This is a genomic window from Gillisella vitis, assembly GCF_021559775.1.
Classification (GTDB): Bacteria; Pseudomonadota; Alphaproteobacteria; order Rhizobiales; family Rhizobiaceae; genus Allorhizobium; species Allorhizobium ampelinum.
The window spans coordinates 963,193-984,125 of sequence record NZ_CP056048.1 but is presented as its reverse complement, the minus strand read 5'-3'; the positions used below and the strand labels follow the sequence as shown (position 1 = coordinate 984,125).

Here is a 20,933-nt window from a genome sequence, read left to right as displayed (position 1 = left end):
GGCAGCCAGACCGGCTTTGCGTGGTGCAGCAGACATCAGTCTTCGACACATGAGTCATGCAAACTCGCCTGAGGTATCGGGCGTCTGTCTTTGATACAATTTTCCATCAGCATGCATTTGGAAATGCTATCAGAAATGTTAAACGGGGCGACTAAAAATCGTGAAAACTGTCCTTGGCTTGGCGATGACATCAGAGACTGAAACAGCACGCCGCCCTTCAGGACATTGGGTTCGCCGCATTGCGCGCTGGCTGGAACTGCGTGCAATCGGGTTGACGCCTGAACATCTCGACATCATTGATGGCCTGCGCTCGGCATTTATCGTCGGCGTTCCCGTCCTCATCGTCGCGGCAGGGCAAAGCCAATTTGGCTGGTCGATTTTTGCGGCTTTCTGGACCTGCCTTGCCGATACCGGCGGCGAAAAACGGTTCCAGCGGCGGATGCTGGCGACCTTCGCGCTGCTGGGCAGCCTCACGGCTTTCCTCGCATCCTGGCTTGCGGGTTTCGGGTCCATAGCAGGGCTTGCCGCCGGCTCAATTCTCGTCGGTTTGACCGCATTGCTGCCGCTGCGCTGGCCTGTCGTGCCGCTTGTCGCCACACTCCTTGGCGTGGTTGGGGTTGTGGCGGCGGGTTATCCTCACACGGCACCACAGGCCGCCCTGCTCGCCTGTTCGTTTCTGGCTGGCAGCGCCTGGGCCGCGCTGGTGCTGACTGTCCTGTGGCCAACAGATGCCTGGCGCCCAGCACGGCGCGCCATTTCCGCCGTTTACGCCCGGCTGGCCGATATGACGCTTGAGCTCGACACCATATCTCAGCCCGCAGCCACGCAAGCCTGGACCTTCAAGAGCAGCCAGCATCGGCGCGCTGTGCGCAATGCGATGGAGCGTGCGCGGTCTCACCTTACCCGCGCAGCCCACCCCTCTGAGCAAAGCGACAAGACCGCACTCCATATCGCGCTTTTGGCGGCAGATGATATTTTTCACGCGCTTCTGGCGCTTGACCATCTGCGTTCATCCGAGCGGCAGGCAGATATTGGCCAGCTTTGCGCCGAGGTTATCCGGCCGAGCCTCATTGCGGCTGCCCAAAATCTCTCCCTGCATACGGAGCCAGTGACCGAGCTGCAAAATCGGCTTTCAGTGCTGGAGCAGAGCGTTTCGGACCGCCGTGACGCCGTCGCGGGCGCGGTGCGGAGCATTGCAACAGCACTCCAATGGAAAACCGCACCAGACGTTGCCGAAACGGCGGGACCGGAACAGGCCGCTTCGGACAAGATGGCACAGGCCCGGCAGCGGCAACATTTTTTGCGTGGGGCCGTTCGCAGTGCCGTGGGGGTGACGGTTGTCACCGTCGTCGCCCATCTGCTGGCCTTGAACTATCCCTATTGGGCCGCCATGGCCGTGGTCGTGGTTTTGCAGCCGGACCGGCGGATGAGCTGGAGCCGGGCGCTGGAGCGTATGATCGGTTCGGTTGTGGGCAGCGCCTTGGCTCTGGCGTTACTAACCGGCATACCGGCATCAGGACTGCTTACCGCCATCATCATTCCCCTGGCCGCAGCAACCATTGCCCTGCGCTCCGTCAGCTATACGCTGTTCGTCACCGTGCTGACGATGCTGTTCGTTCTGACCATGGACATGTTGCATCCAGGCGCTGGCATTGCATCGGCGCGAATGCTCGACAATATCATCGGCAGTCTCGCGGCAATCATTGTCACCTTCCTCGTCTGGCCCGACAAGGCGCCGTCCCTTTCAGAGCTGGCAGCCCGGGCGCTGGACGCCAATCGCGCTTACCGTGATGCCGCCGAACGCGGCGACGCGGCGCAGATCGCTCTCACGCGCCGCGCTGCCGGAATTGCCAGCACCGAAGCCGAGATCGCTTTCCATGCACCGGATCGATACCTTGGGAAAACGCCCCCTGCCACCGATGTCGAGACACTGGCAAAGGCGCGGCAACTCGCTGGCGAAGCGGCGGTTCTGTGGCATAGCCGGTAGCGGCATGGAGCCGGAGTCATTCAAACCGGCTCCCGGAAACGCTCTCCTTTGCACAACATCTTTATGAAATCCTTATCTCCCGCCACCGCATTCCCTATCGAGATTTAATGTCATTCGGGTGGAGTGTGCATGCCTGACCATAGACAGGAGCACAATGTGACTGACTTGCTATTCATCGCCATCGGACTGGGGAGCTTCGTGGCTCTCGCGGTCTATGCCCGCGCCTTAAACAGTTTGTGAGGCGACCATGTTCGAACCCCTGCTCGGTCTTGCCGCGGCCCTGTTCATCTGCGTGTACCTGCTGATCACGCTGATCAGGCCCGAACGTTTCTGAAGCGACACCCGCTTCAGCCATTCTTGTCTCGTTTGTCTTTTCAGACATCGGACAACCCTCTTTCCTGCCAAGCATCAGACGTCCCGCACCGCGTCGCTTCATTCTCGTAGCGACGACGATGTGGGACGCAATCCCTCTTTCCGGAGAACATCATGTCTTCCAACGGTTGGCTGCAAATCGGCTTGCTGCTCGCTCTCGTCTTCCTCACCATCAAACCGCTTGGGCTTTACATCGCCTGCGTGTTCGAGGGGCAGCGGACGTTTCTCTCTCCCATTCTCGGCCCTCTTGAGCGGCTGCTCCTGCGCATATCCGGCGTTGATGCACGCCGGGAACAAGGCTGGCTAGCCTATACGCTCGCCATGCTCGCCTTCAATGCCGCTGGCTTTCTGGTGCTTTATGGCATTTTGCGGCTTCAGGCTTATCTGCCCTATAATCCGCAGGGCTTTGCTGGCATGACACCCGATCTGGCCTTCAATACCGCGATCAGCTTCGTCACCAATACCAATTGGCAGGCCTATTCCGGCGAGCAGTCCGCCAGCCATTTCTCGCAGATGGCCGGCCTTGCCGTGCAGAACTTCCTGTCGGCCGCCACCGGCATTGCCATCGCGCTGGCCGTCACCCGGGCCTTTGCCCGTTCGGCTGCCAACACACTCGGGAATTTCTGGGTCGATATGACCCGCTCGACGCTGTATCTGCTGCTGCCAATGTCGATTGTGCTGGCCCTGGTTTTCGTCTGGATGGGCATTCCTCAAACCCTCGATGCATCTGTGACGGCCACGACACTGGACGGGGCCCAGCAGACCATCGCACTGGGACCAATTGCCAGCCAGGAAGCCATCAAGCAGCTTGGCACCAATGGCGGCGGGTTCTTCAATGCCAATGCGGCCCATCCGTTTGAAAACCCCTCGGCGATCAGCGATTACCTCAACATTCTCGCGATGATGTCGATCACCATGGCGCTGATCTATGCCTTCGGCAAAATGGTCGGCGACCTGCGCCAGGGTTGGGCGCTGATTGCCAGTGTGGCCGTGCTGCTGATTGCTGGCATTGCCGCTGTCTACATCGCTGAAACAGCAGGCAACCCCATCCATCTAGCCCTTGGGCTCGATCCTTCGTTCGGTAATATGGAGGGCAAGGAAGTCCGCTTTGGTCAGGCGATGAGTGCGGCTTATACGGCGATCACCACAGGTATTTCCAACGGTGGCGTCAACGCCATGCATGGCTCCCTCACCCCGCTTGGCGGTCTGGTGCCACTGTTCCTGATCCAGCTTGGCGAAATCCTTCCCGGTGGCGTCGGCTCCGGCCTTTACGGGCTGATCGTCTTCTGTGTGCTGACTGTCTTCGTCGCTGGCCTGATGGTCGGGCGCACACCGGAATTCCTGGGCAAGAAGATCGAGGCCCGGGAGATGAAATATGCCATGCTGGCCGTACTGGTCCTGCCCTTTGCCATCCTGGGATTTTCGGCGATTGCTGCCGTACTCCCCAATGCGCTGGCTTCGCTTGGCAATGCCGGACCGCATGGTCTCTCGGAAATCCTCTATGCCTATACGTCTGCGGCTGGCAATAACGGCTCGGCATTTGCAGGGCTTTCGGCCAATACGGCCTGGTATAATACCACGCTCGGCATTTCCATGGCGCTTGGCCGCTTCGCCTACGCGGTTCCCGTCCTCGCCATTGCCGGTTCTCTCGCTGCAAAGACAAAAGGCACGGCCTCCGCAGGTACCTTCCCCACCCATACGCCGCTCTTTGTCGGCCTGCTCGTCGCCATCATCATCATCCTGGGCGGGCTGCAATACTTCCCAGCATTGGCACTTGGTCCCATTGCAGAACATGTCGGCATGCTCGCCGGAACCCTTTATTGATTGAAAGAGGCTGTCATCATGACACAGTCACAATCCACCTCAGAGACCAGGCCCGCCCAACGGCTGTTTGAACCGTCGATCCTCAAGGGCGCGTTCAAAGATGCCTTCGTGAAGCTCGACCCGCGGCAATTGATCCGCAATCCGGTGATGTTCGTTACCGAAATCGTCGCCATGGTCGTCACGATCCTGGCGGTCCGCGACCTGATTACCGGAAATTCAGCGGTATTCTCCGGCCAGATTGCCGCCTGGCTCTGGTTTACCGTGTTGTTTGCCACCTTCGCGGAAGCGGTCGCCGAAGGCCGGGGCAAGGCACAGGCCGATAGCCTACGCCGCACCAAGAGCGAGCTTTCCGCACGTAAAGTCACGGGCAATGCCGCCAGCAGCCGGGAAACAACCACGGTTGCCGCCACGACGCTGAAGATTGGCGACGTGGTGCTGGTCGCCGCTGGTGAACTCATTCCCGGCGATGGCGAAGTGATTGAGGGCGTTGCCTCAGTCAACGAAAGCGCCATTACCGGCGAATCCGCACCTGTCATCCGCGAGGCTGGCGGCGACCGCTCTGCTGTGACAGGCGGAACCCAGGTTCTGTCGGACGAGATCCGCATCAAGATCACCACGGCTCCCGGCTCGTCCTTCGTTGACCGGATGATTGCGCTAATCGAAGGCGCCGAACGCCAGAAAACCCCGAATGAAATCGCTCTGTCGATCCTGCTTTCCGGGTTGACGCTGATCTTCGTGATCGCCGTCGTCACACTCTGGGGTCTTGCCAGCTATTCCGGCGTGGTGCTGACGGTTACGGTCATGGCCGCCCTTCTGGTGACGCTGATCCCGACCACGATCGGCGGCCTGCTATCGGCCATCGGCATTGCCGGTATGGACCGGCTAGTGCGTTTCAACGTCATCGCCACCTCGGGCCGCGCCGTGGAAGCGGCGGGTGACGTGGATACACTGCTGCTCGACAAGACCGGCACCATCACCTTCGGCAACCGCATGGCCAGCGATTTCATCGCCGTGCCTGGTGTCAGCGCCACTGAAATCGCCGAGGCTGCCCTTCTTGCTAGCCTTTCCGATGAAACACCTGAAGGCCGCTCCATCGTCGCCTTGGCGACCGGCGAATACGGCCAGTCCGCCCCCGATGCGGCACCGGATGCGGTCATCCCGTTCACTGCCGAAACCCGGCTTTCCGGTGTCGATATCGGGGGTAAGCGTCTTCGCAAGGGTGCGGTGGATTCGGTCCTGTCCTTCACCGGTCTCGACGCGGCATCGGCACCACGCGCCTTTACCGACGCCGTCACCCGCATCGCCCAATCGGGCGGCACGCCGCTGGCCGTTGCCGATGGCAGCCGGTTATTGGGTGTCATTCACCTGAAGGACGTGGTCAAGCCCGGCATCAAGGAACGCTTCGCCGCCCTGCGCGCCATGGGCATCCGCACGGTGATGGTCACGGGTGACAACCCGATCACCGCCGCAGCAATTGCCTCTGAAGCCGGAGTGGATGATTTTCTGGCCCAGGCGACGCCGGAAGACAAGCTTGCCTATATCCGCAAGGCCCAGCAGGGCAGCCGTTTGATCGCGATGTGCGGCGATGGCACCAATGACGCCCCGGCGCTGGCCCAGGCCGATGTCGGTGTCGCCATGCAGACCGGCACGCAGGCTGCACGTGAAGCCGCCAATATGGTCGATCTGGATTCCAGCCCGACCAAGCTGATCGAGATTGTCGAAATCGGCAAGCAGCTGTTGATGACACGCGGTTCGCTGACGACGTTTTCGATTGCCAATGACGTCGCCAAATATTTCGCCATCATTCCGGCTCTGTTTGTCACCGCCTATCCGGGGCTTGCCGCGCTCAACATCATGCAGCTCGCCTCGCCGCAATCGGCCATCCTCTCGGCGGTGATCTTCAACGCGCTGATTATCGTTGCGCTGATCCCGCTTGCCCTCAAGGGGGTTGCCTACCGCCCGGTTGGGGCCGCAGCGCTGCTGCGTCGCAATCTTCTGGTCTATGGTGTGGGCGGCCTGATCCTTCCCTTCATCGGCATCAAGATTGTCGATCTCGCCATTACAACGCTGCATTGGGTGTAATCATGCTGTCCCATCTTCGTCCCGCCATCACCATGACCGTGCTGTTTACCGGTCTTTGCGGCCTCGCCTATCCGCTCGCCATCACCGGCGTTGCGCAAGCGGTGCTTCCCGCCCAGGCCAATGGCAGCATTGTCACGAAAGGCGATGCCGTGGTCGGCTCGGCCCTGATCGGCCAAGCCTTCACGTCGCCACGCTATTTCGCCTCCCGCCCATCGGCCACCAGCAATTCGCCCTATAATCCGCTGGCGTCAGGCGGCACCAATCTTGGGGCCACCTCGCAAAAGCTGAAGGACCAGATTGCCGCCGCTGTCACCGCCTGGCAAGCGAACGGTCGCAGCGGGCCAGTGCCTGCTGATGCCGTCACGTCGTCCGCTTCCGGGCTTGACCCGGATATCTCGCCTGAAAATGCTCGCCAACAGGTGGCGCTGGTTGCCAAAGCCCGCAACATGCCGGAAAAGGATGTGGCAGCGCTGGTGGAAGCCCAGGTGCAACCACGGCTTTTGGGCGTGATCGGTGAGCCAAGGGTCAATGTATTGCGGCTGAACATGGCGCTCGATGCGGCAGGAGCCACTCAATAAGGTCTACTCATGTCCGACGCCCAGCGCGACACCAACCGCCGTCCCGATCCTGACGCCCTGCTTGGGCTCGCCAACCGGGACGGACGGGGAAAACTGACGATTTTTCTGGGAGCAGCGCCCGGAGTTGGAAAAACCTATGCCATGTTATCACGTGCCCGCGGTCAAAAGACGGCGGGCATTGATATCGTTATCGGCCTGGTCGAGACCCATGGCCGCAGCGAAACCGAATTGCTGACGGACGGGCTCGAAACCCTGCCGCGCAAGCAGATTGCCTACAAGGACCGTGTCCTAGAGGAATTCGACATCGACGCGGCGCTTGCCCGCCGTCCTGCGGTCATCATTGTCGATGAGCTTGCCCATAGCAATGTCCCGGAAAGCCGCCATCCGAAACGCCACCAGGACATCGAGGAACTTCTGGCTGCCGGAATCGACGTCTGGACCGCCTTGAACATCCAGCATCTCGAAAGCCTCTCGGAAATCGTCACGCAAATCACCGGCGTCCAGGTGCGGGAAACCGTGCCAGACCGGGTGTTGAAACAGGCCGATGTGGTCGTGCTCATCGACCTGCCACCGGAAGAACTGATCGTCCGGCTGCGAGAGGGCAAGATCTACCTGCCTGACAATGCCCGTCGCGCCACCGACAGTTTTTTTCGTCTGGGCAATCTGACCGCGCTGCGCGAACTGGCCTTGCGCCGCACTGCCGACCGGGTCGATGACCAAATGGTCGATTACCTCAAGCAGAATGCCATCGAGGGACCGTGGCGCACGGGTGAGCGGCTGCTTGTCTGCATCGGCCCGGATGCGCTCTCGGAAAAAGTGGTCCGCACCGCCAGCAATCTCGCCTCCGGGATGAATGCCCGTTGGCTGGTCGTCTCTCTGGAACAGGCCGATCAGGCGGATGAAAATCCCGGCGACCAGACCAGGATCGAAGAGCTATTTCGGCTGGCGGAACGGTTTGGTGCAGAAACCCGGCGCGTCCAGGGCCGCGATTTCGTTCACGAAATCCTGCGTCTCGCCAAGAAGGAACACGTCACCCAAATCGTCATTGGCGCACCGAAGCGATCCCGCTGGCAAAGGCTTTTCCGCCGCTCCCTGCCGGATGCCTTGCTGGACGTCAGATCCGGCATGGGCATTCACCTGGTCACTGGCGAAGCCGCACCAGAGGAAAAAAAGCGCGCCGGGCTGACGAAAACCTTTTCACTGAAGAGCCTGCCCGTTCGCCCAAGAGATATCATCACCGCTCTCATCACGACCACGGTGGCGGTCATCGGCGCACGCGGCATCATCCATTTCGTGGCCCTGCCCAATGTGTCCATGCTGTTTCTGCTCGCGGTGCTGGTTTCGGCTTTGCGGGAAGGCTATGTCGCCGCCGTTCTGACGTCCGTTCTGTCGGCGCTGGCCTATAATTTCTTTTTCATCTCACCGGTTTTCACCCTGACCATCGCCGCTCCGCATGAAGTCTTTGCCTTCGTCATGTTCATTGCGGCGGCGCTGATCGCCGGTGGCATTGCCGCACGGATACGCGCCCAGGGGCAGATCGCGGCCCGCCGCGCCACACAGACGCAGATCCTCTACGACGTCTCTTCAAAACTTGCGGGAACGGTGGATGCCGATGGCGTGGTCTGGACCGCCGTCAGCCAGTTGAATGGCATTATCAAGCGGCCCGTCGCCTTGCTCTCACCGCAAAACGGCACGCTCGCCCTACGCTCCTGCTGGCCGCCGGATACCGAGCTTGGGGTGGCGGAAATGGCCGCGGCCCGTTTTGCTCTCGAAAAAGGCGAGACAGCGGGTGCTGGCACCGGTACCCTGCCGAATTCGAAACTGCAATTTCGGCCCTTGCGCAGTCCTGCCGGTACACTGGCCGTCTGTGGCCATGAAATGACTGGGGAGCCACTCGATCCGATGGAGGAGCGGGCGCTTTCCGCTATTCTGGACCAGGTGACAATCGCTCTCGACCGCGCCAATCTGACGATCCGCAGTGTAGAGGACCAGGCGCGCTTGGAGCGGGAACGTTTCCAGTCAACGCTCCTGTCTTCCATCTCCCACGATCTGCGCACGCCGCTTGCCACCATTACCGGCGCTGTCACCAGCCTGAAGGAATTTGGCGAGCGCATGCCCGTCGAAAGCCGCCGCGACCTGCTGCAATCCATCGAGGAAGAGGGTGAAAGGCTGTCTCGCTTTGTCGGCAATCTGCTGGACATGACCCGGATCGAGGCAGGTGCACTGGAAGCCAAGCACGATTGGGTGGATTTGAACGATGTGATTTCGGACAGCATCGCCCGTGCTCGCCGTGTCGCACCAGCCACAGACATTAGTGCCAGCATTGCCAAGGACCTGCCCTTGCTGCGGGCAGATAGCCTGCTTCTGGGTCAGGTGTTGTTCAACCTGATCGACAATGCCTGCAAGCATGGCGGCGGCGAGCCGGTCACCGTCTATGCCCGCGCCGATGATACAGTGCTATCGCTTTCGGTAACGGACATGGGCAAAGGCATTTCGGAAAAAGACATCGACCGGATCTTTGAAAAGTTCTACCGTCGCGGCAAAGGAGCGGATGGCCGCAAGCCGGGGACCGGGCTTGGCCTTGCCATTGCCAAGGGCTTTGTCGAGGCGATGGGCGGCACGATCACCGTCGAAAGCCCGGCAGTGAAACGGATAGGCACGCGGTTCACCCTGCGTTTTCCGTTGGAGAATATGGAAAAGGACCGGACTGAGGCATGAAAGGGCAACGCATTCTCGTCGTCGATGATGAGCCGCAGATCCTCCGGTTCCTGCGCCCTGCCCTTGCGGCGGCCGGTTACGAGGTGATTGAAGCCGATACAGGCAAGCAGGCATTGGCGCTGGTGGCAACCGCCGTGCCTGATCTGCTGATCCTCGATCTCGGCCTGCCTGATATGGACGGCAAAGAGGTGATCGCCCAATTGCGACACTGGAACCCGATCCCGATCATCGTGCTGTCTGCCCGCGACCGTGAGATCGAAAAAATCGCAGCCCTTGATCTCGGTGCCGACGACTATCTCGAAAAACCGTTCGGAATCGGCGAATTGACGGCCCGCATTCGCGTCGCCCTTCGCCATAAACCGCAAGCGGAACCGGCCCCATCCACCATCCGCAGTGGTGAGCTCGTCATCGACATCGACCACCGCCTCGTCACAAGAGCGGATCAGCCGGTCAAGCTGACGCCGAAGGAATATGATCTGCTGCGCCTGCTCGCCACCCATGCGGGTCGCGTCTTGACCCATGGCGCATTGCTGAAAGAGGTATGGGGCCCGGCCCATGCCCACGACCTTCAATATCTGCGCGTCTTTATTCGCCAGATCCGCGCCAAGATTGAAAAAGACGAAAGCCAACCGGCAATCATCCTCACCGAAGCCGGGGTGGGGTATCGCTTTGTGCTGGCGTAACCGCTTTGAGGTCCCGAGAGACTATGTTGGCATTGTGCGCTGACGCTGGGCCAAATGTGCAATTGCCAGGAAGGCGAGGACCGCAACACCGCCAATGGCGGTGTTGATTGCAAGAGCCAGGTCCGTACCCATGTTTTCCATCATCCATGCGAAAGCGAAAGGGGCCGTCGAAGACACGACCAACCGAACGGCGGTGACTTGCCCCTGGCGCCTGCCGTAACCGGCGTTGCCGAACAATGCCAGCGGCAGGGTTCCCTGAACGATGCTGCCGAGGCCGGAGCCCAAGCCGAACAGGACCGCAAAAATCAATGCGCCTGAAAAGGATGGCGCCGTCAACAAAAGCACCGCAACTGCCCCCGGCATCAGCAGTGCCGAAACCAGTGCCAATGTCAGTTGAGACAGATCGCGGCCAAACATCATATTGGTAAAGCGACTGAGAACTTGCGATGGGCCAAACAGGGTTCCGACCAAGATAGCGGCGGAGCCAAGGCCAAGCGCCGTCAACAGCGGCACCATATGCACGAGCAAAGCCGCATTCACGAAGCTTTCAAGCGCAAAACCTGTCACCATTAGGAGAAAGGCGATAGGTCGCAACCTGTCGGGCAGCCCTCCTTCCATGATATGATGTGACGTGGCACTGGGAGCGACAACTGGTGCATGACGCCCACCCACCCGGCTTGCCAGCCACAGATGAAGCGGCAAGCAGATGGCAAGATGCAGAAGCGCGTAAACCAGATAGACCTGCCTCCAACTGAGATCGGCATGAAGGGCCGAGGTCAATGGCCAGAAAATCGTCGAGGCAAAACCGGCGATCAAAGTCAGATAAGTGATATTCCGTTGCGCACTCTGCGGCCGAAACTGGACAAGAAAGGCAAAAGCCGCCGTATATTGCACCAGGGTCGATGCCATCTCAATGACGATCAGCGCCATTACAAATGTAATCTTGCCCGGCGCAAACGCGCAGGCGGCCAGGGACAGCGCAGCGACCATCGATCCCACCGTCAGGACCCGACCTGCACCATGGTCATCGATGATGCGCCCTACCCAAGGTGCTACCAATCCGCCTGCCAGCAGAGCAGCGGAAAGAGTTGCGAAAATCCATTCGCTCGACCAGCCAAGATCCGCCGCCATGGCAGGGGCGAGAATACTGAAACTATAATAGAGCGTGCCGTAACCGATGATTTGCGTCAGCCCCAAAGCGATGATCGCAAAGATCTCGCCCCGGTCGGTCGAGAGCAACAAGCGGCTGGGACTGCTCCTATTCAGGCTCATGGTGTTGTGTTGCCCGTGAATGTCTCGCGCTTTTCAGCCGCTTCCTTCCGCTCGCTGTAGCGGTCGGTCAGATAGCTGGATGCATCTCGTGTCAGGAGCGTAAACTTCACCAGCTCCTCGCAGACATCAACGACCCGTTCGTAATACGAAGAGGGCTTCATGCGTCCGTCAGCGTCAAACTCCTGGAATGCCTTGGCAACGGAGGATTGGTTGGGGATGGTGATCATCCGCATCCAGCGGCCAAGAATGCGCATCTGGTTGACCGCATTGAAGGACTGCGATCCTCCCGAAACTTGCATGACAGCCAGGGTCTTTCCCTGGGTCGGGCGCACAGCACCGATGGAAAGCGGAATCCAGTCGATCTGGGATTTCATGATACCGGTCATCGCGCCATGGCGTTCAGGGCTGACCCAGACCTGACCTTCCGACCATGCAGATAACGCGCGCAATTCCTGGACCTTTGGATGATTGACCGGTTCTGCATCTGGCAATGGTAAGCCCGCAGGATCGAATATCCTCACCTCGCACCCGAAATGCTCAAGCAGCCGGCCCGCTTCCTGCGCCAATAACCGGCTGTAAGACACGGCCCGCAGAGAGCCATACAAGATCAGGATTCGAGGCTTGTGCGTGGAGACCGGAGGCATCAAGGCCGCCATGTCTGGATGGTTCAAATGCTGTTCGACAGCTGCTGGCAAATCAGACAAGGCGTTTGCCCTCGCTGTCCAAAACCTTTTCACCGTCTTCCTTGGTGAACGCTCCCTGATGGGTATTGGGCAGGATCTCAAGGACCCGTTCGGAGGGTCGGGCGAGGCGCGTCCCAAGCGAGGTGATCACGAACGGACGATTGATCAGGATCGGGTGTTCCAGCATGGCATCCAGCAATTGCGCGTCGGTGAGATCAGGATTATCCAGCCCAAGTTGGGCATAGGGCGTTCCCTTTTCCCGGATCGCGTCGCGCACCGAAAGTCCGGCATCGGCAATCATTTTGGCCAGTTCGCCTCGCGTTGGTGGGTTGCTCAGATATTCGATAACCAGCGGTTCGATGCCTGCATTGCGGATCATTGCCAGCGTGTTTCGTGACGTGCCGCAGTCGGGGTTGTGATAGATAGTGGCGTTCATGACCGGACCTTCTCCTCGGTATTTGTTTCATGACTATTGGCTTGGGAAAGACCAGCCGCCTGCACCGCCGTGCCACGCTCGTACCAGCCCTTGCTGCGATTGACGATCCAGACGACCGACAGCATGACCGGCACTTCGATGAGAACGCCGACGACCGTGGCAAGGGCGGCACCGGAATTGAAGCCAAACAGGCTGATGGCGGCGGCCACCGCCAGTTCAAAGAAATTCGACGCGCCAATCAGGGCTGAAGGCCCGGCAATGCAATGCTGTTCACCCGTCGCGCGGTTCAGCAGATAGGCGAGACCCGAATTGAAATAGACCTGGATCAGGATCGGCACAGCAAGAAGGGCGATAATGGTCGGTTGGGCAATGATCTGCTCGCCCTGGAACCCGAACAGCAATACCAGCGTGGCCAGCAACGCTACAAGCGACATCGGTTGCAGCACCTTCAACAGTCGGTCGAGCGAGGCAGAAGAACCGGACGAAGTCAGACTGCGCCGCAAAATCTGCGCCGCGATCACCGGAAGGATGATGTAGAGCACCACCGAAAACACCAGGGTATCCCAAGGTACGGTGATGGCCGACAGGCCAAGCAACAGGCCGACAATGGGCGCAAAGGCCACGACCATGATCGCATCGTTCAATGCGACCTGGGAAAGAGTGAAATGAGGCTCGCCCTTTGTCAGGTTAGACCAGACGAAGACCATGGCCGTGCAGGGTGCCGCAGCCAGGATGATCAGTCCGGCAATATAGGAGTCGATCTGCACAGCCGGAAGCAAGGGCTGAAACAGGGTGCCGATAAACAGCCAGCCAAGCAGCGCCATGGAAAAGGGCTTGACCGCCCAATTGATGAACAGGGTAACACCGATGCCGCGCCAGTGACGACCAACCTGCCCAAGCGCTGCGAAATCGATCTTGATCAACATCGGAATAATCATCAACCAGATCAGCACCGCAACCGGGATATTAACCTTGGCGATTTCGGCGGCACCGATGACCTGAAACACACCGGGCATGGCATGTCCAAGCGCGATCCCTGCGAGAATGCAGAGGAAAACCCAGACCGTCAGATAACGTTCGAATGTGGACATCTGTTTATCGCTCCAATGACGTGGCGACCGGTGGCTTCGATCCCGGAGCACAGCAGACGGCAAGCTCAGCAACGGGCACGCAGATGTCAGGATGTCCTGAACAGCAATCCTCCATCAGAAACCGGACAAGTCCGCCCAGGGCGGCATAATTGGCGGTATAAATAATCGACCGTGACTGCCGTTGCGCGGCAATCAATCCGGAATGTTCAAGCTCCTTGAGGTGAAAGGAGATATTGGAGGGAGACACGTCGATCTTGTCGGCGAGCGCACCGGCCGCCATGCCATCTGGCCCAGCCACAACAAGCATACGGACGATCAGTAGCCGGGTTTCCTGGGAAAGAGCGGCGAAGGCGGAGAGAGCCTGTTTTTGATCCATATTTCAATATTCCTTGAATAGTTGAATTTATCTATTCAAGATTCCCAATAAATGCAAGGGAGAAAAACCAGGAGCTGCACGGCTGCATTGTAAGGCTCCGAAGCGGCAAGACCCGTCTCATCCATCGCATATTTTGAGCAAATTATTCCCGCCGTGATCCATCGCACAGCGCATATGATCTTTGATTTATCGTCTACTATTTCTATCGTTTAACACTATTGCGCCATGCAGCTCGCACCATCGTAAGCAGGAATGCAGGTCACTTTTGAAACCCAATGGAGGAGACGGATATGCCACACCAGAAAAGAGAGCCGCTGAAATTCGCCTATTGGGTTCCCAATGTCTCCGGCGGATTGGTCATCAGTTCCATCGAACAACGGACCCATTGGGGGATAGAGTATAACCGCAAGCTGGCGCAGATTGCCGAGCAGAGCGGCTTCGATTACGCCCTCAGCCAGATCCGCTTCACCGCCGGTTATGGCGCCGACAACCAGCACGAATCCGTGTCTTTCAGCCATGCCCTACTGGCGGCGACGGAAAAGCTGCGGGTTATCGCCGCGGTGCTTCCCGGCCCCTGGCACCCGGCCCTGCTTGCCAAGCAGATCGCCACAATCAGCCACCTCACCAACGGGCGCGTCGATGTGAATATCGTCTCGGGCTGGTTCCGGGGTGAATTTACGTCGATTGGTGAACCGTGGCTGGACCATGATGAACGTTACCGTCGCTCAGAAGAATTCATCCGGGCCATTCGCGGCATCTGGACCGAGGACAGCTATAATCTGCGCGGCGATTTCTATCGCTTCAACGATTACTCCATGAAACCGAAGCCGGAAGGCGGCGTTCCACAGGTCTTCCAGGGCGGTTCCTCACGCGCTGCGCGAGACATGGCGGCCCGCGTGTCGGATTGGTATTTCACCAACGGCAACACGCCGGAAGGCCTGCAAGCCCAGGTCGATGACATCCGCGCCAAGGAAAAACTATTCGGCAAGACCTGGCGCACCAGGATTGGCATGAATGCCTTCGGCATTGTCCGCGACACCGAGCAGGAAGCTCAGGATACCCTGAAGGAAATCATCGACAAGGCCATTCCCGATGCCGTCAATGGCTTCAAGCATGAAGTTCAGAATGCCGGCAATGCCTCGCCGGAGCGCGAAGGCAATTGGGCAAAATCCACCTTCCAGGATCTGGTCCAATATAATGACGGCTTCAAATCCAACCTGATCGGCACGCCGCAACAGGTCGCCGAACGGATCATCGAGCATAAACGCGCCGGTGCGGACCTGATCCTGATGGGCTTCCTGCATTTCCAGGAAGAGGTGGAGTTTTTTGGCAAAAAGGTCATTCCGTTGGTGCGCGAACTGGAAGCGCGGGAAGACGGCGCACTGCAAGCTGCCGAATAACCGATCGAAATACGCAGTTGCCCGTTAACCCAGGGAGATTTTCATGAATATCATTGCCAAGCCGGAAAAAGCCGGAATACCTGCCATCCCGCGTCCCATTGAGCCCGCACATGTAATCAGAAGCGATGCGGAAGCCATCGAGATCGCCCATCGCCTCGCAGCAGACTTCGTCAAGGATGCGGCGATCCGGGACCGGGACAGAATTTGGCCGGTTGCGGAACTCGACGCTTTTTCCCAAAGCGGCCTCTGGTCGATCAACGTCCCAAAGGAATTCGGTGGCCCCGAGCTTTCCTATGCCACACTGGCGAAGGTCATCGAAATCATATCGCAGGCCGATTCCTCCATCGGACAGGTGGCGCAGAACCATCTGGGCGTCGTGGCGGCAATTCGCACCGTGTCCGACAAAGCCCAACAGCGATTGATCTTCGGGGAAGTGCTGAAAGGCTTGCGGCTGGGCAATGCCTTTTCGGAATTCGGCTCGAAACGGGCCGCCGATTTCGAAACGAAATTTACCGATCACGGTGATCATGTCATCGTTAACGGCAAGAAATTCTATTCTTCCGGCGCGTTACTCGCCCACAAAGTGCCAATCGTCGCCCTCGATGAGGAAGGCCGTGCCTGGTATGCCATCGCCGACCGCGATGCACCGGGCCTGACGGTTATCGACGACTGGTCCAGTTTCGGCCAGCGCACCACGCTCTCAGGCACCGTCATTCTAGAGAATGTCAAGGTGGACAAAGCCTGGCTGGTTCCGGGCTACAAGGGCTATGAGGTACCGACTGCCGACGGCGCAATTTTCCAGATCATCCAGGTTGCCGTCGATACTGGCATCGCCCAGGCGGCGATTGTCGAAACCATCGATTTCGTCCGCACCAAATCCCGGCCCTGGGTGGATTCCGGCCTGGAGCGCGCCAGCGACGACCCCTACACGATCCAGGCTGTTGGCAGCCTGTCGCTACGCCTGCATGCCGCCCAGGCATTGCTTGAAAAAGCCGGTCGGGCCATCGACGTCGCTGTTGCCAACCCCAATGCTGACACCGTCGCCCAAGCGCAAATCATCACCGCCGAAGCGAAAATTCTATCGACCGAGATTGCCATTGAGGCGACCAATAAATTGTTCGAACTCGCAGGCACGAGATCGACCCTGGCCGAGCACAATCTGGACCGTCATTGGCGCAATGCCCGAACCCATACGCTGCATGACCCGGTGCGCTGGAAATATTCCATTCTCGGCAAATATTACCTGAATGGCGAGAACCCACCGCTCCATGCCTGGAGCTGATAAAAGCATCGCACCGTTTCCGATTTTCTGCGCGATGAAGTAGCCTAATGCCGATGAAATCTCGTGGAGAAACTTCCATGCCTGCCGCCAACCTGACTCAGGCCAAAAAGCCGCCAACAATCGCCATCATTGGTGGCGGATTTACAGGTGCGGCTGTGGCCTGGAATCTAGCCCGCAAGACACAGCCCGGCCATGTGCGCATCGTCATATACGAACCGCGGGCAAGACTTGGCGGCGGCCTTGCCTATGACACGGCTGACCCGGCTCATCGCATCAATGTTCCTGCAGACCGGATGAGCCTCGACCCTGACGAGCCTCTCGACTTTCTCGATTGGGTCGGCAAGCACCGTCTGGGTGAGGAAGACAGGCAAGCGGCTTTGGACGATGGCAGGATATTTCCGCGCCGGCGCGATTTCGGTGCTTATATCGCCTCGAAGCTGGCACCTTATCTGGCCAATGGCCGGATAGAGCATGTCAAATCCGATGTCGTTTCGCTGGACCCGTCCACCCGAGGCTGGCGCTTGACACAAGCGGATGGAACAACACTGGAGGCAGATGATGTGGTGATTGCCACCAGTCATCCCTCCCCCAGGCCACCAAAGGCGCTTGCCGCCATTCTGGAAGGACACCCACGCTTCATCCCCGATGCGACCGTGCCGGATGCGCTCAACGTCATTCGCCCGGACGATGCCGTTCTTATTGTCGGCAATGGCCTGACGGGTGCCGATATCGCTGCGTCCTTGCTGGCGCGAAACCATCAAGGGCCGATCACCAGCATTTCAAGACGTGGCCTGCGTTCCAGAGGCCATGCCGGGACGGTACAGGAGCCCTATGGGGACTTTATCGACCCGCCTAGCCGGTCGATCCGGCATCTGACGCGCCGCATCCGTGAACAGATCAACCATGCCGCAGCGGAAGGCATCAGTTGGCATGCCGTGCTGGATGCGGTTCGCGCTCAGGCCCAGGAGATCTGGGGCGCACTACCGCTCGATGAGAGGCGGCGCCTGGTGCGCCATCTGCGCCCCTTTTGGGATGTGCATCGATTCCGCATCGCCCCGCAAGTGGAAGGGGCCATCAACCAGGCGATCAGCAGGGGCCAGATGGAGATACTGGCAGCGTCGGTACAAACAGTATCCTATGATGGCTCGAAAATTCGTGTCTCCCTACGTCTGGCGCGCAGTACCGAAAAGGTGTCGTGTGTTGTCGATGCCGTGGTCATTGCCACCGGTCCGGCGCATGGCGCCATCATCGATAACCAGCCTTATCTCCGCAACCTTGCGCTTAAGGGCTTGATCGGCCTCGACCCGACCGGTCTTGGGCTGCATTGCGACCGGCAATCGCGCCTTCTCGACCAGCATGGAGCGGTAACGCCGGGCCTACTGGTCGCCGGACCGCTTGCCCGTGGTACCTTCGGGGAATTAATGGGTCTTCCCCAGGTCGCGCATCATGCTCGCGACATCGCCGATCATCTATATGCGCGGCTTGAGGAAGCCCATCGCGATGCGCCAGTAACCGCCGAAGACGCAGCATAAACGATAGCCCCGCTGCCGTCAGTGGACGGCAGCGGGGATCTGTTGATCAAGCCTCGACGGAACCGGCTGGCTTTTCCGGAACTGCCGCCCGCTTGCGACGCCAATCCCCAAGGAACAGCAGGATCGGTGCGGCAATAAACACCGACGATGAGGCCGCAATGGCAATGCCGAAAATCATCGGCACGGCAAAGCTCTCAACCGCGCTACCGCCCCAGATGGCCATGGGCAACAGCGAAAGAAAGGCAGTGGCCGATGTATACAGGCTGCGGGCCAACGTTTCGTTGATCGACAGATCGATCAGTTCACGCAGCGGCATCGTCTTGTAGAGCCGCATATTTTCGCGCATCCGGTCATAGACCACGACCTTATCGTTGACGGAATAGCCGACCAGGGTCAGCAGCGCCGCGATGGCCGTCAGGTTGAAATCAAGCCCGGTGAGCGCGAAGAAGCCAATCGTCTTGGTGACGTCGAGAATGAGTGTCGCAATTGCGCCAACCGCAAAAGGCCACTCGAAACGCGCCCAGATATAGCCCAGCATGGCCAGGCTGGCGAGGACGACCGAGAGGATACCCGCGGTCGCCAGTTCTCCCGACACCTTCGGGCCAACAACTTCGGTGCGCTCTACCGACGCCGTTGCATCGATAACCTTTACCTCGGTTCTCAGCCGCTCCACCGCCGCGGTCTGCGCTTCTTCACCACCCGGCTGCCGCTCGACGCGAACCAGCAGGTGACGAGCATCGCCGAATTCCTGAAGCGTGACATCGCCAAGCCCAAGCCCATCCAAGCCCGACCGGAAGGCGGCGAGATCGGCGCGGTCCTGGGTCACCACTTCAAGCTGGATACCGCCGCGAAAATCGACGCCATAGTTCAAGCCGGGCGTGACGAACAGGATAAGAGAGGCAATCGAAAGGAACGCAGAAATGCCGATGCCAACGAAGCGCGCCCGCATGAAACGAATGCGTGTTCCATCAGGGATCAACTGGAGGGGAAGCAGCGGCTTGATATCGAGACGCTTCAGCTTGTAACGCCTGATGATGGCGAGCATGACAACACGCACCACCGAAACCGCTGTGAACATCGATATGGCAATGCCCAGCCCCATGGTGATGGCAAAACCGCGAACCGGGCCGGAGCCGAACCAGAACAGCAGCAGCGTGGCGATCAGCGCCGTCACATTACTATCGATAATGGTGGAATAGGCCCGGCGGAAACCGGCATCCAACGCCGCCATGGCACCACGGCCCTTGCGGGTTTCTTCCCGAATCCGCTCATTAATCAGCACGTTAGCGTCAACAGCAAGGCCGATACCGAGCACAATGCCCGCGATACCCGGTAGGGTCAGCGTCGCGCCAATCAGCGACAGGCAGGCGAAGGTCAGGATGACATTGAGACCGAGGGCCAGATTGGCGACAATCCCCCAACCGCCGTAGAGCACGATCATAAATCCGACGACCAGCGCAAAGCCGATCAAGCCGGTATAGACACCCATCTTGATGGCGTCCGCGCCCAGGTCAGCACCAACCGTCCGCTCTTCAATGACCGTGAGCTTGACGGGCAACGCCCCGGCGCGCAGCAATGCAGCAAGGTCCGTTGCGCTTTCCACCGTGAAATTCCCGGAAATCTGGCCGGAGCCACCAGTAATCGGCTCACGGATGACAGGGGCAGACAGAACCTTGTCGTCCAGCACGATGGCAAAAGGCTTGCCGACATTGACACGGGTGATTTCGGCAAAACGCGCCGCACCCGCCGTATCGAAGCGGAAACTGACCAGTGGCTCATTGGTATTCGGGTCAAAGCCAACGCGGGCATCGGTCAGGCGATCGCCTGCCAGTTCCACCCGGTCATCAACCGGATAGGCGCGGCCCTCATCATCCTTCAGCATGGTGACGCCGCGCGGTACGGCTGTTCCATCCGTGGCATTTTCCGATAGCATGTGAAAGCTCATCTTGGCGGTAGAGCCAAGAAGTTCACGAATGCGCGCCGGGTCCTGCGTACCCGGAAGCTGAACAAGAATGCGGTCGCCGCCGATGCGCTGGATCGTTGGTTCGGCAACACCAACCTGGTCGATACGCTGACGAATGATTTCCAGGCTCTGCTCAACCCCGGCATTGGCGCGGTCGGTAATTCCGGCCTCGGCAAGCGTTACGGATATGGTGGTGCCCTCACCCGTAAACGCCAGATCGGGCGCGCCCGTCAGGCCGACCGGATGGGCAAGCTTACCCAAGGCGGTCAAGGCTGCGGCTCTTTGCTCCGCCGACTGAAGGGTCACGACCAGCGAGGAGCCGCTCTTGCGCACTGTCGCCGCATCAACGCCATCGTCGCGCAGCGCACGGCGGGAATCCTGAATCAGGCTTTGCAGTCTTTCCTGCACCAGATCGGCGCTATCAACCTCAAGCACCAGATGAGAGCCCCCGCGAAGGTCAAGGCCAAGTGCGACCTTGTCCTTCGGGAACCAGGAGGGAAAGCTATTGAGCGTGTTTGGCGACAGAATATTCGGCAGTGCCGTTAGGATGCCAAAGGCGATGATGACCACATAGGTAGCCACAAGCCAGGGAGAGGTTTTCATAGAACAGTATCCATGCCTGCGCCGCTGCTACCGATGCGCCTTCACATGCCA

General features: G+C 59.3%; 16 protein-coding genes. 10 read left to right on the top strand and 6 right to left on the bottom strand.

What is annotated here, in order from left to right:
- Positions 1-160: 160 nt before the first annotated feature.
- The 7 genes from AVCG78_RS21355 to AVCG78_RS21330 all read left to right on the top strand — a co-directional run bounded on the left by AVCG78_RS21355 (position 161) and on the right by AVCG78_RS21330 (position 10,244).
- Positions 161-1,987, top strand: a complete 1,827-nt coding sequence (locus tag AVCG78_RS21355) for an FUSC family protein (protein WP_143049370.1) — start codon at positions 161-163, stop codon at positions 1,985-1,987.
- Positions 1,988-2,234: 247 nt separating this feature from the next.
- Positions 2,235-2,321 (top strand): potassium-transporting ATPase subunit F, encoded by an 87-nt coding sequence (locus tag AVCG78_RS27330; RefSeq protein ID WP_070148480.1) that lies wholly within the window; start codon positions 2,235-2,237, stop codon positions 2,319-2,321.
- A gap of 152 nt (positions 2,322-2,473) precedes the next feature.
- Complete coding sequence (gene kdpA / locus AVCG78_RS21350) at positions 2,474-4,183, top strand: potassium-transporting ATPase subunit KdpA (RefSeq protein WP_071584539.1); 1,710 nt, start codon at positions 2,474-2,476, stop codon at positions 4,181-4,183.
- Between the two features lie 18 nt (positions 4,184-4,201).
- Positions 4,202-6,265, top strand: coding sequence for a potassium-transporting ATPase subunit KdpB (gene kdpB, locus AVCG78_RS21345; RefSeq protein WP_071207334.1), 2,064 nt, complete (start codon positions 4,202-4,204; stop codon positions 6,263-6,265).
- Between the two features lie 2 nt (positions 6,266-6,267).
- Positions 6,268-6,843, top strand: coding sequence for a potassium-transporting ATPase subunit KdpC (gene kdpC / locus AVCG78_RS21340; RefSeq protein ID WP_012654321.1), 576 nt, complete (start codon positions 6,268-6,270; stop codon positions 6,841-6,843).
- A gap of 9 nt (positions 6,844-6,852) precedes the next feature.
- On the top strand, positions 6,853-9,561 hold the full coding sequence (locus AVCG78_RS21335) for a sensor histidine kinase (protein ID WP_071584540.1): 2,709 nt from the start codon (positions 6,853-6,855) through the stop codon (positions 9,559-9,561).
- Positions 9,558-10,244 (top strand): response regulator, encoded by a 687-nt coding sequence (locus AVCG78_RS21330; protein ID WP_071207189.1) that lies wholly within the window; start codon positions 9,558-9,560, stop codon positions 10,242-10,244. Before AVCG78_RS21335 ends, AVCG78_RS21330 begins: the two co-directional genes overlap by 4 nt.
- Before the next feature lie 21 nt (positions 10,245-10,265).
- On the opposite strand, the gene arsK is transcribed toward AVCG78_RS21330, so the two are convergent.
- The 5 genes from arsK to AVCG78_RS21305 are packed head-to-tail and all read right to left on the bottom strand — an operon-like array spanning position 10,266 to position 14,102.
- A complete protein-coding gene (gene arsK / locus AVCG78_RS21325; protein WP_071207190.1) occupies positions 10,266-11,516 on the bottom strand; it encodes an arsenite efflux MFS transporter ArsK in 1,251 nt (416 codons plus the stop codon).
- Positions 11,513-12,172, bottom strand: a complete 660-nt coding sequence (arsH, locus tag AVCG78_RS21320; protein WP_234665039.1) for an arsenical resistance protein ArsH — start codon at positions 12,170-12,172, stop codon at positions 11,513-11,515. Before arsH ends, arsK begins: the two co-directional genes overlap by 4 nt.
- 40 nt (positions 12,173-12,212) lie before the next feature.
- Positions 12,213-12,635: an arsenate reductase (glutaredoxin) gene (arsC, locus tag AVCG78_RS21315; protein ID WP_071207194.1), complete on the bottom strand. Its 423-nt coding sequence runs from the start codon at positions 12,633-12,635 to the stop codon at positions 12,213-12,215.
- Complete coding sequence (gene arsB, locus AVCG78_RS21310; RefSeq protein WP_071584543.1) at positions 12,632-13,726, bottom strand: ACR3 family arsenite efflux transporter; 1,095 nt, start codon at positions 13,724-13,726, stop codon at positions 12,632-12,634. Before arsB ends, arsC begins: the two co-directional genes overlap by 4 nt.
- A 4-nt stretch (positions 13,727-13,730) precedes the next feature.
- Positions 13,731-14,102, bottom strand: coding sequence for an ArsR/SmtB family transcription factor (locus AVCG78_RS21305; protein ID WP_012654314.1), 372 nt, complete (start codon positions 14,100-14,102; stop codon positions 13,731-13,733).
- A gap of 290 nt (positions 14,103-14,392) precedes the next feature.
- On the opposite strand from AVCG78_RS21305, the gene sfnG reads away from it, so the two are divergent.
- The 3 genes from sfnG (at position 14,393) to AVCG78_RS21290 (ending at position 18,316) form a co-directional block, all read left to right on the top strand.
- Positions 14,393-15,502, top strand: a complete 1,110-nt coding sequence (gene sfnG / locus AVCG78_RS21300; RefSeq protein ID WP_012654313.1) for a dimethylsulfone monooxygenase SfnG — start codon at positions 14,393-14,395, stop codon at positions 15,500-15,502.
- A gap of 43 nt (positions 15,503-15,545) precedes the next feature.
- Positions 15,546-16,784 (top strand): SfnB family sulfur acquisition oxidoreductase, encoded by a 1,239-nt coding sequence (locus AVCG78_RS21295; RefSeq protein WP_071207197.1) that lies wholly within the window; start codon positions 15,546-15,548, stop codon positions 16,782-16,784.
- Positions 16,785-16,861: 77 nt separating this feature from the next.
- Positions 16,862-18,316 (top strand): FAD/NAD(P)-binding protein, encoded by a 1,455-nt coding sequence (locus AVCG78_RS21290; protein ID WP_156582585.1) that lies wholly within the window; start codon positions 16,862-16,864, stop codon positions 18,314-18,316.
- A 46-nt stretch (positions 18,317-18,362) separates the two neighbouring features.
- Here the strand turns inward: AVCG78_RS21290 and secD are convergent, their stop codons facing one another.
- Positions 18,363-20,882, bottom strand: a complete 2,520-nt coding sequence (gene secD / locus AVCG78_RS21285) for a protein translocase subunit SecD (protein WP_156601501.1) — start codon at positions 20,880-20,882, stop codon at positions 18,363-18,365.
- Positions 20,883-20,933 lie beyond the last annotated feature (51 nt).

Excerpts from the sequence above, each read along its gene's own strand:
- AVCG78_RS27330 (WP_070148480.1), top strand. The coding sequence starts at position 2,235 with ATGTTCGAACCCCTGCTCGGTCTTGCCGCGGCCCTGTTCATCTGCGTG.
- arsK (WP_071207190.1), bottom strand. The coding sequence starts at position 11,516 with ATGAGCCTGAATAGGAGCAGTCCCAGCCGCTTGTTGCTCTCGACCGAC.
- secD (WP_156601501.1), bottom strand. The coding sequence starts at position 20,882 with ATGAAAACCTCTCCCTGGCTTGTGGCTACCTATGTGGTCATCATCGCC.
- arsH (WP_234665039.1), bottom strand. The coding sequence starts at position 12,172 with ATGGCGGCCTTGATGCCTCCGGTCTCCACGCACAAGCCTCGAATCCTG.
- arsC (WP_071207194.1), bottom strand. The coding sequence starts at position 12,635 with ATGAACGCCACTATCTATCACAACCCCGACTGCGGCACGTCACGAAAC.
- kdpB (WP_071207334.1), top strand. The coding sequence starts at position 4,202 with ATGACACAGTCACAATCCACCTCAGAGACCAGGCCCGCCCAACGGCTG.
- AVCG78_RS21305 (WP_012654314.1), bottom strand. The coding sequence starts at position 14,102 with ATGGATCAAAAACAGGCTCTCTCCGCCTTCGCCGCTCTTTCCCAGGAA.
- sfnG (WP_012654313.1), top strand. The coding sequence starts at position 14,393 with ATGCCACACCAGAAAAGAGAGCCGCTGAAATTCGCCTATTGGGTTCCC.
- AVCG78_RS21335 (WP_071584540.1), top strand. The coding sequence starts at position 6,853 with ATGTCCGACGCCCAGCGCGACACCAACCGCCGTCCCGATCCTGACGCC.
- kdpA (WP_071584539.1), top strand. The coding sequence starts at position 2,474 with ATGTCTTCCAACGGTTGGCTGCAAATCGGCTTGCTGCTCGCTCTCGTC.
- AVCG78_RS21295 (WP_071207197.1), top strand. The coding sequence starts at position 15,546 with ATGAATATCATTGCCAAGCCGGAAAAAGCCGGAATACCTGCCATCCCG.
- arsB (WP_071584543.1), bottom strand. The coding sequence starts at position 13,726 with ATGTCCACATTCGAACGTTATCTGACGGTCTGGGTTTTCCTCTGCATT.
- AVCG78_RS21330 (WP_071207189.1), top strand. The coding sequence starts at position 9,558 with ATGAAAGGGCAACGCATTCTCGTCGTCGATGATGAGCCGCAGATCCTC.
- AVCG78_RS21290 (WP_156582585.1), top strand. The coding sequence starts at position 16,862 with ATGCCTGCCGCCAACCTGACTCAGGCCAAAAAGCCGCCAACAATCGCC.
- kdpC (WP_012654321.1), top strand. The coding sequence starts at position 6,268 with ATGCTGTCCCATCTTCGTCCCGCCATCACCATGACCGTGCTGTTTACC.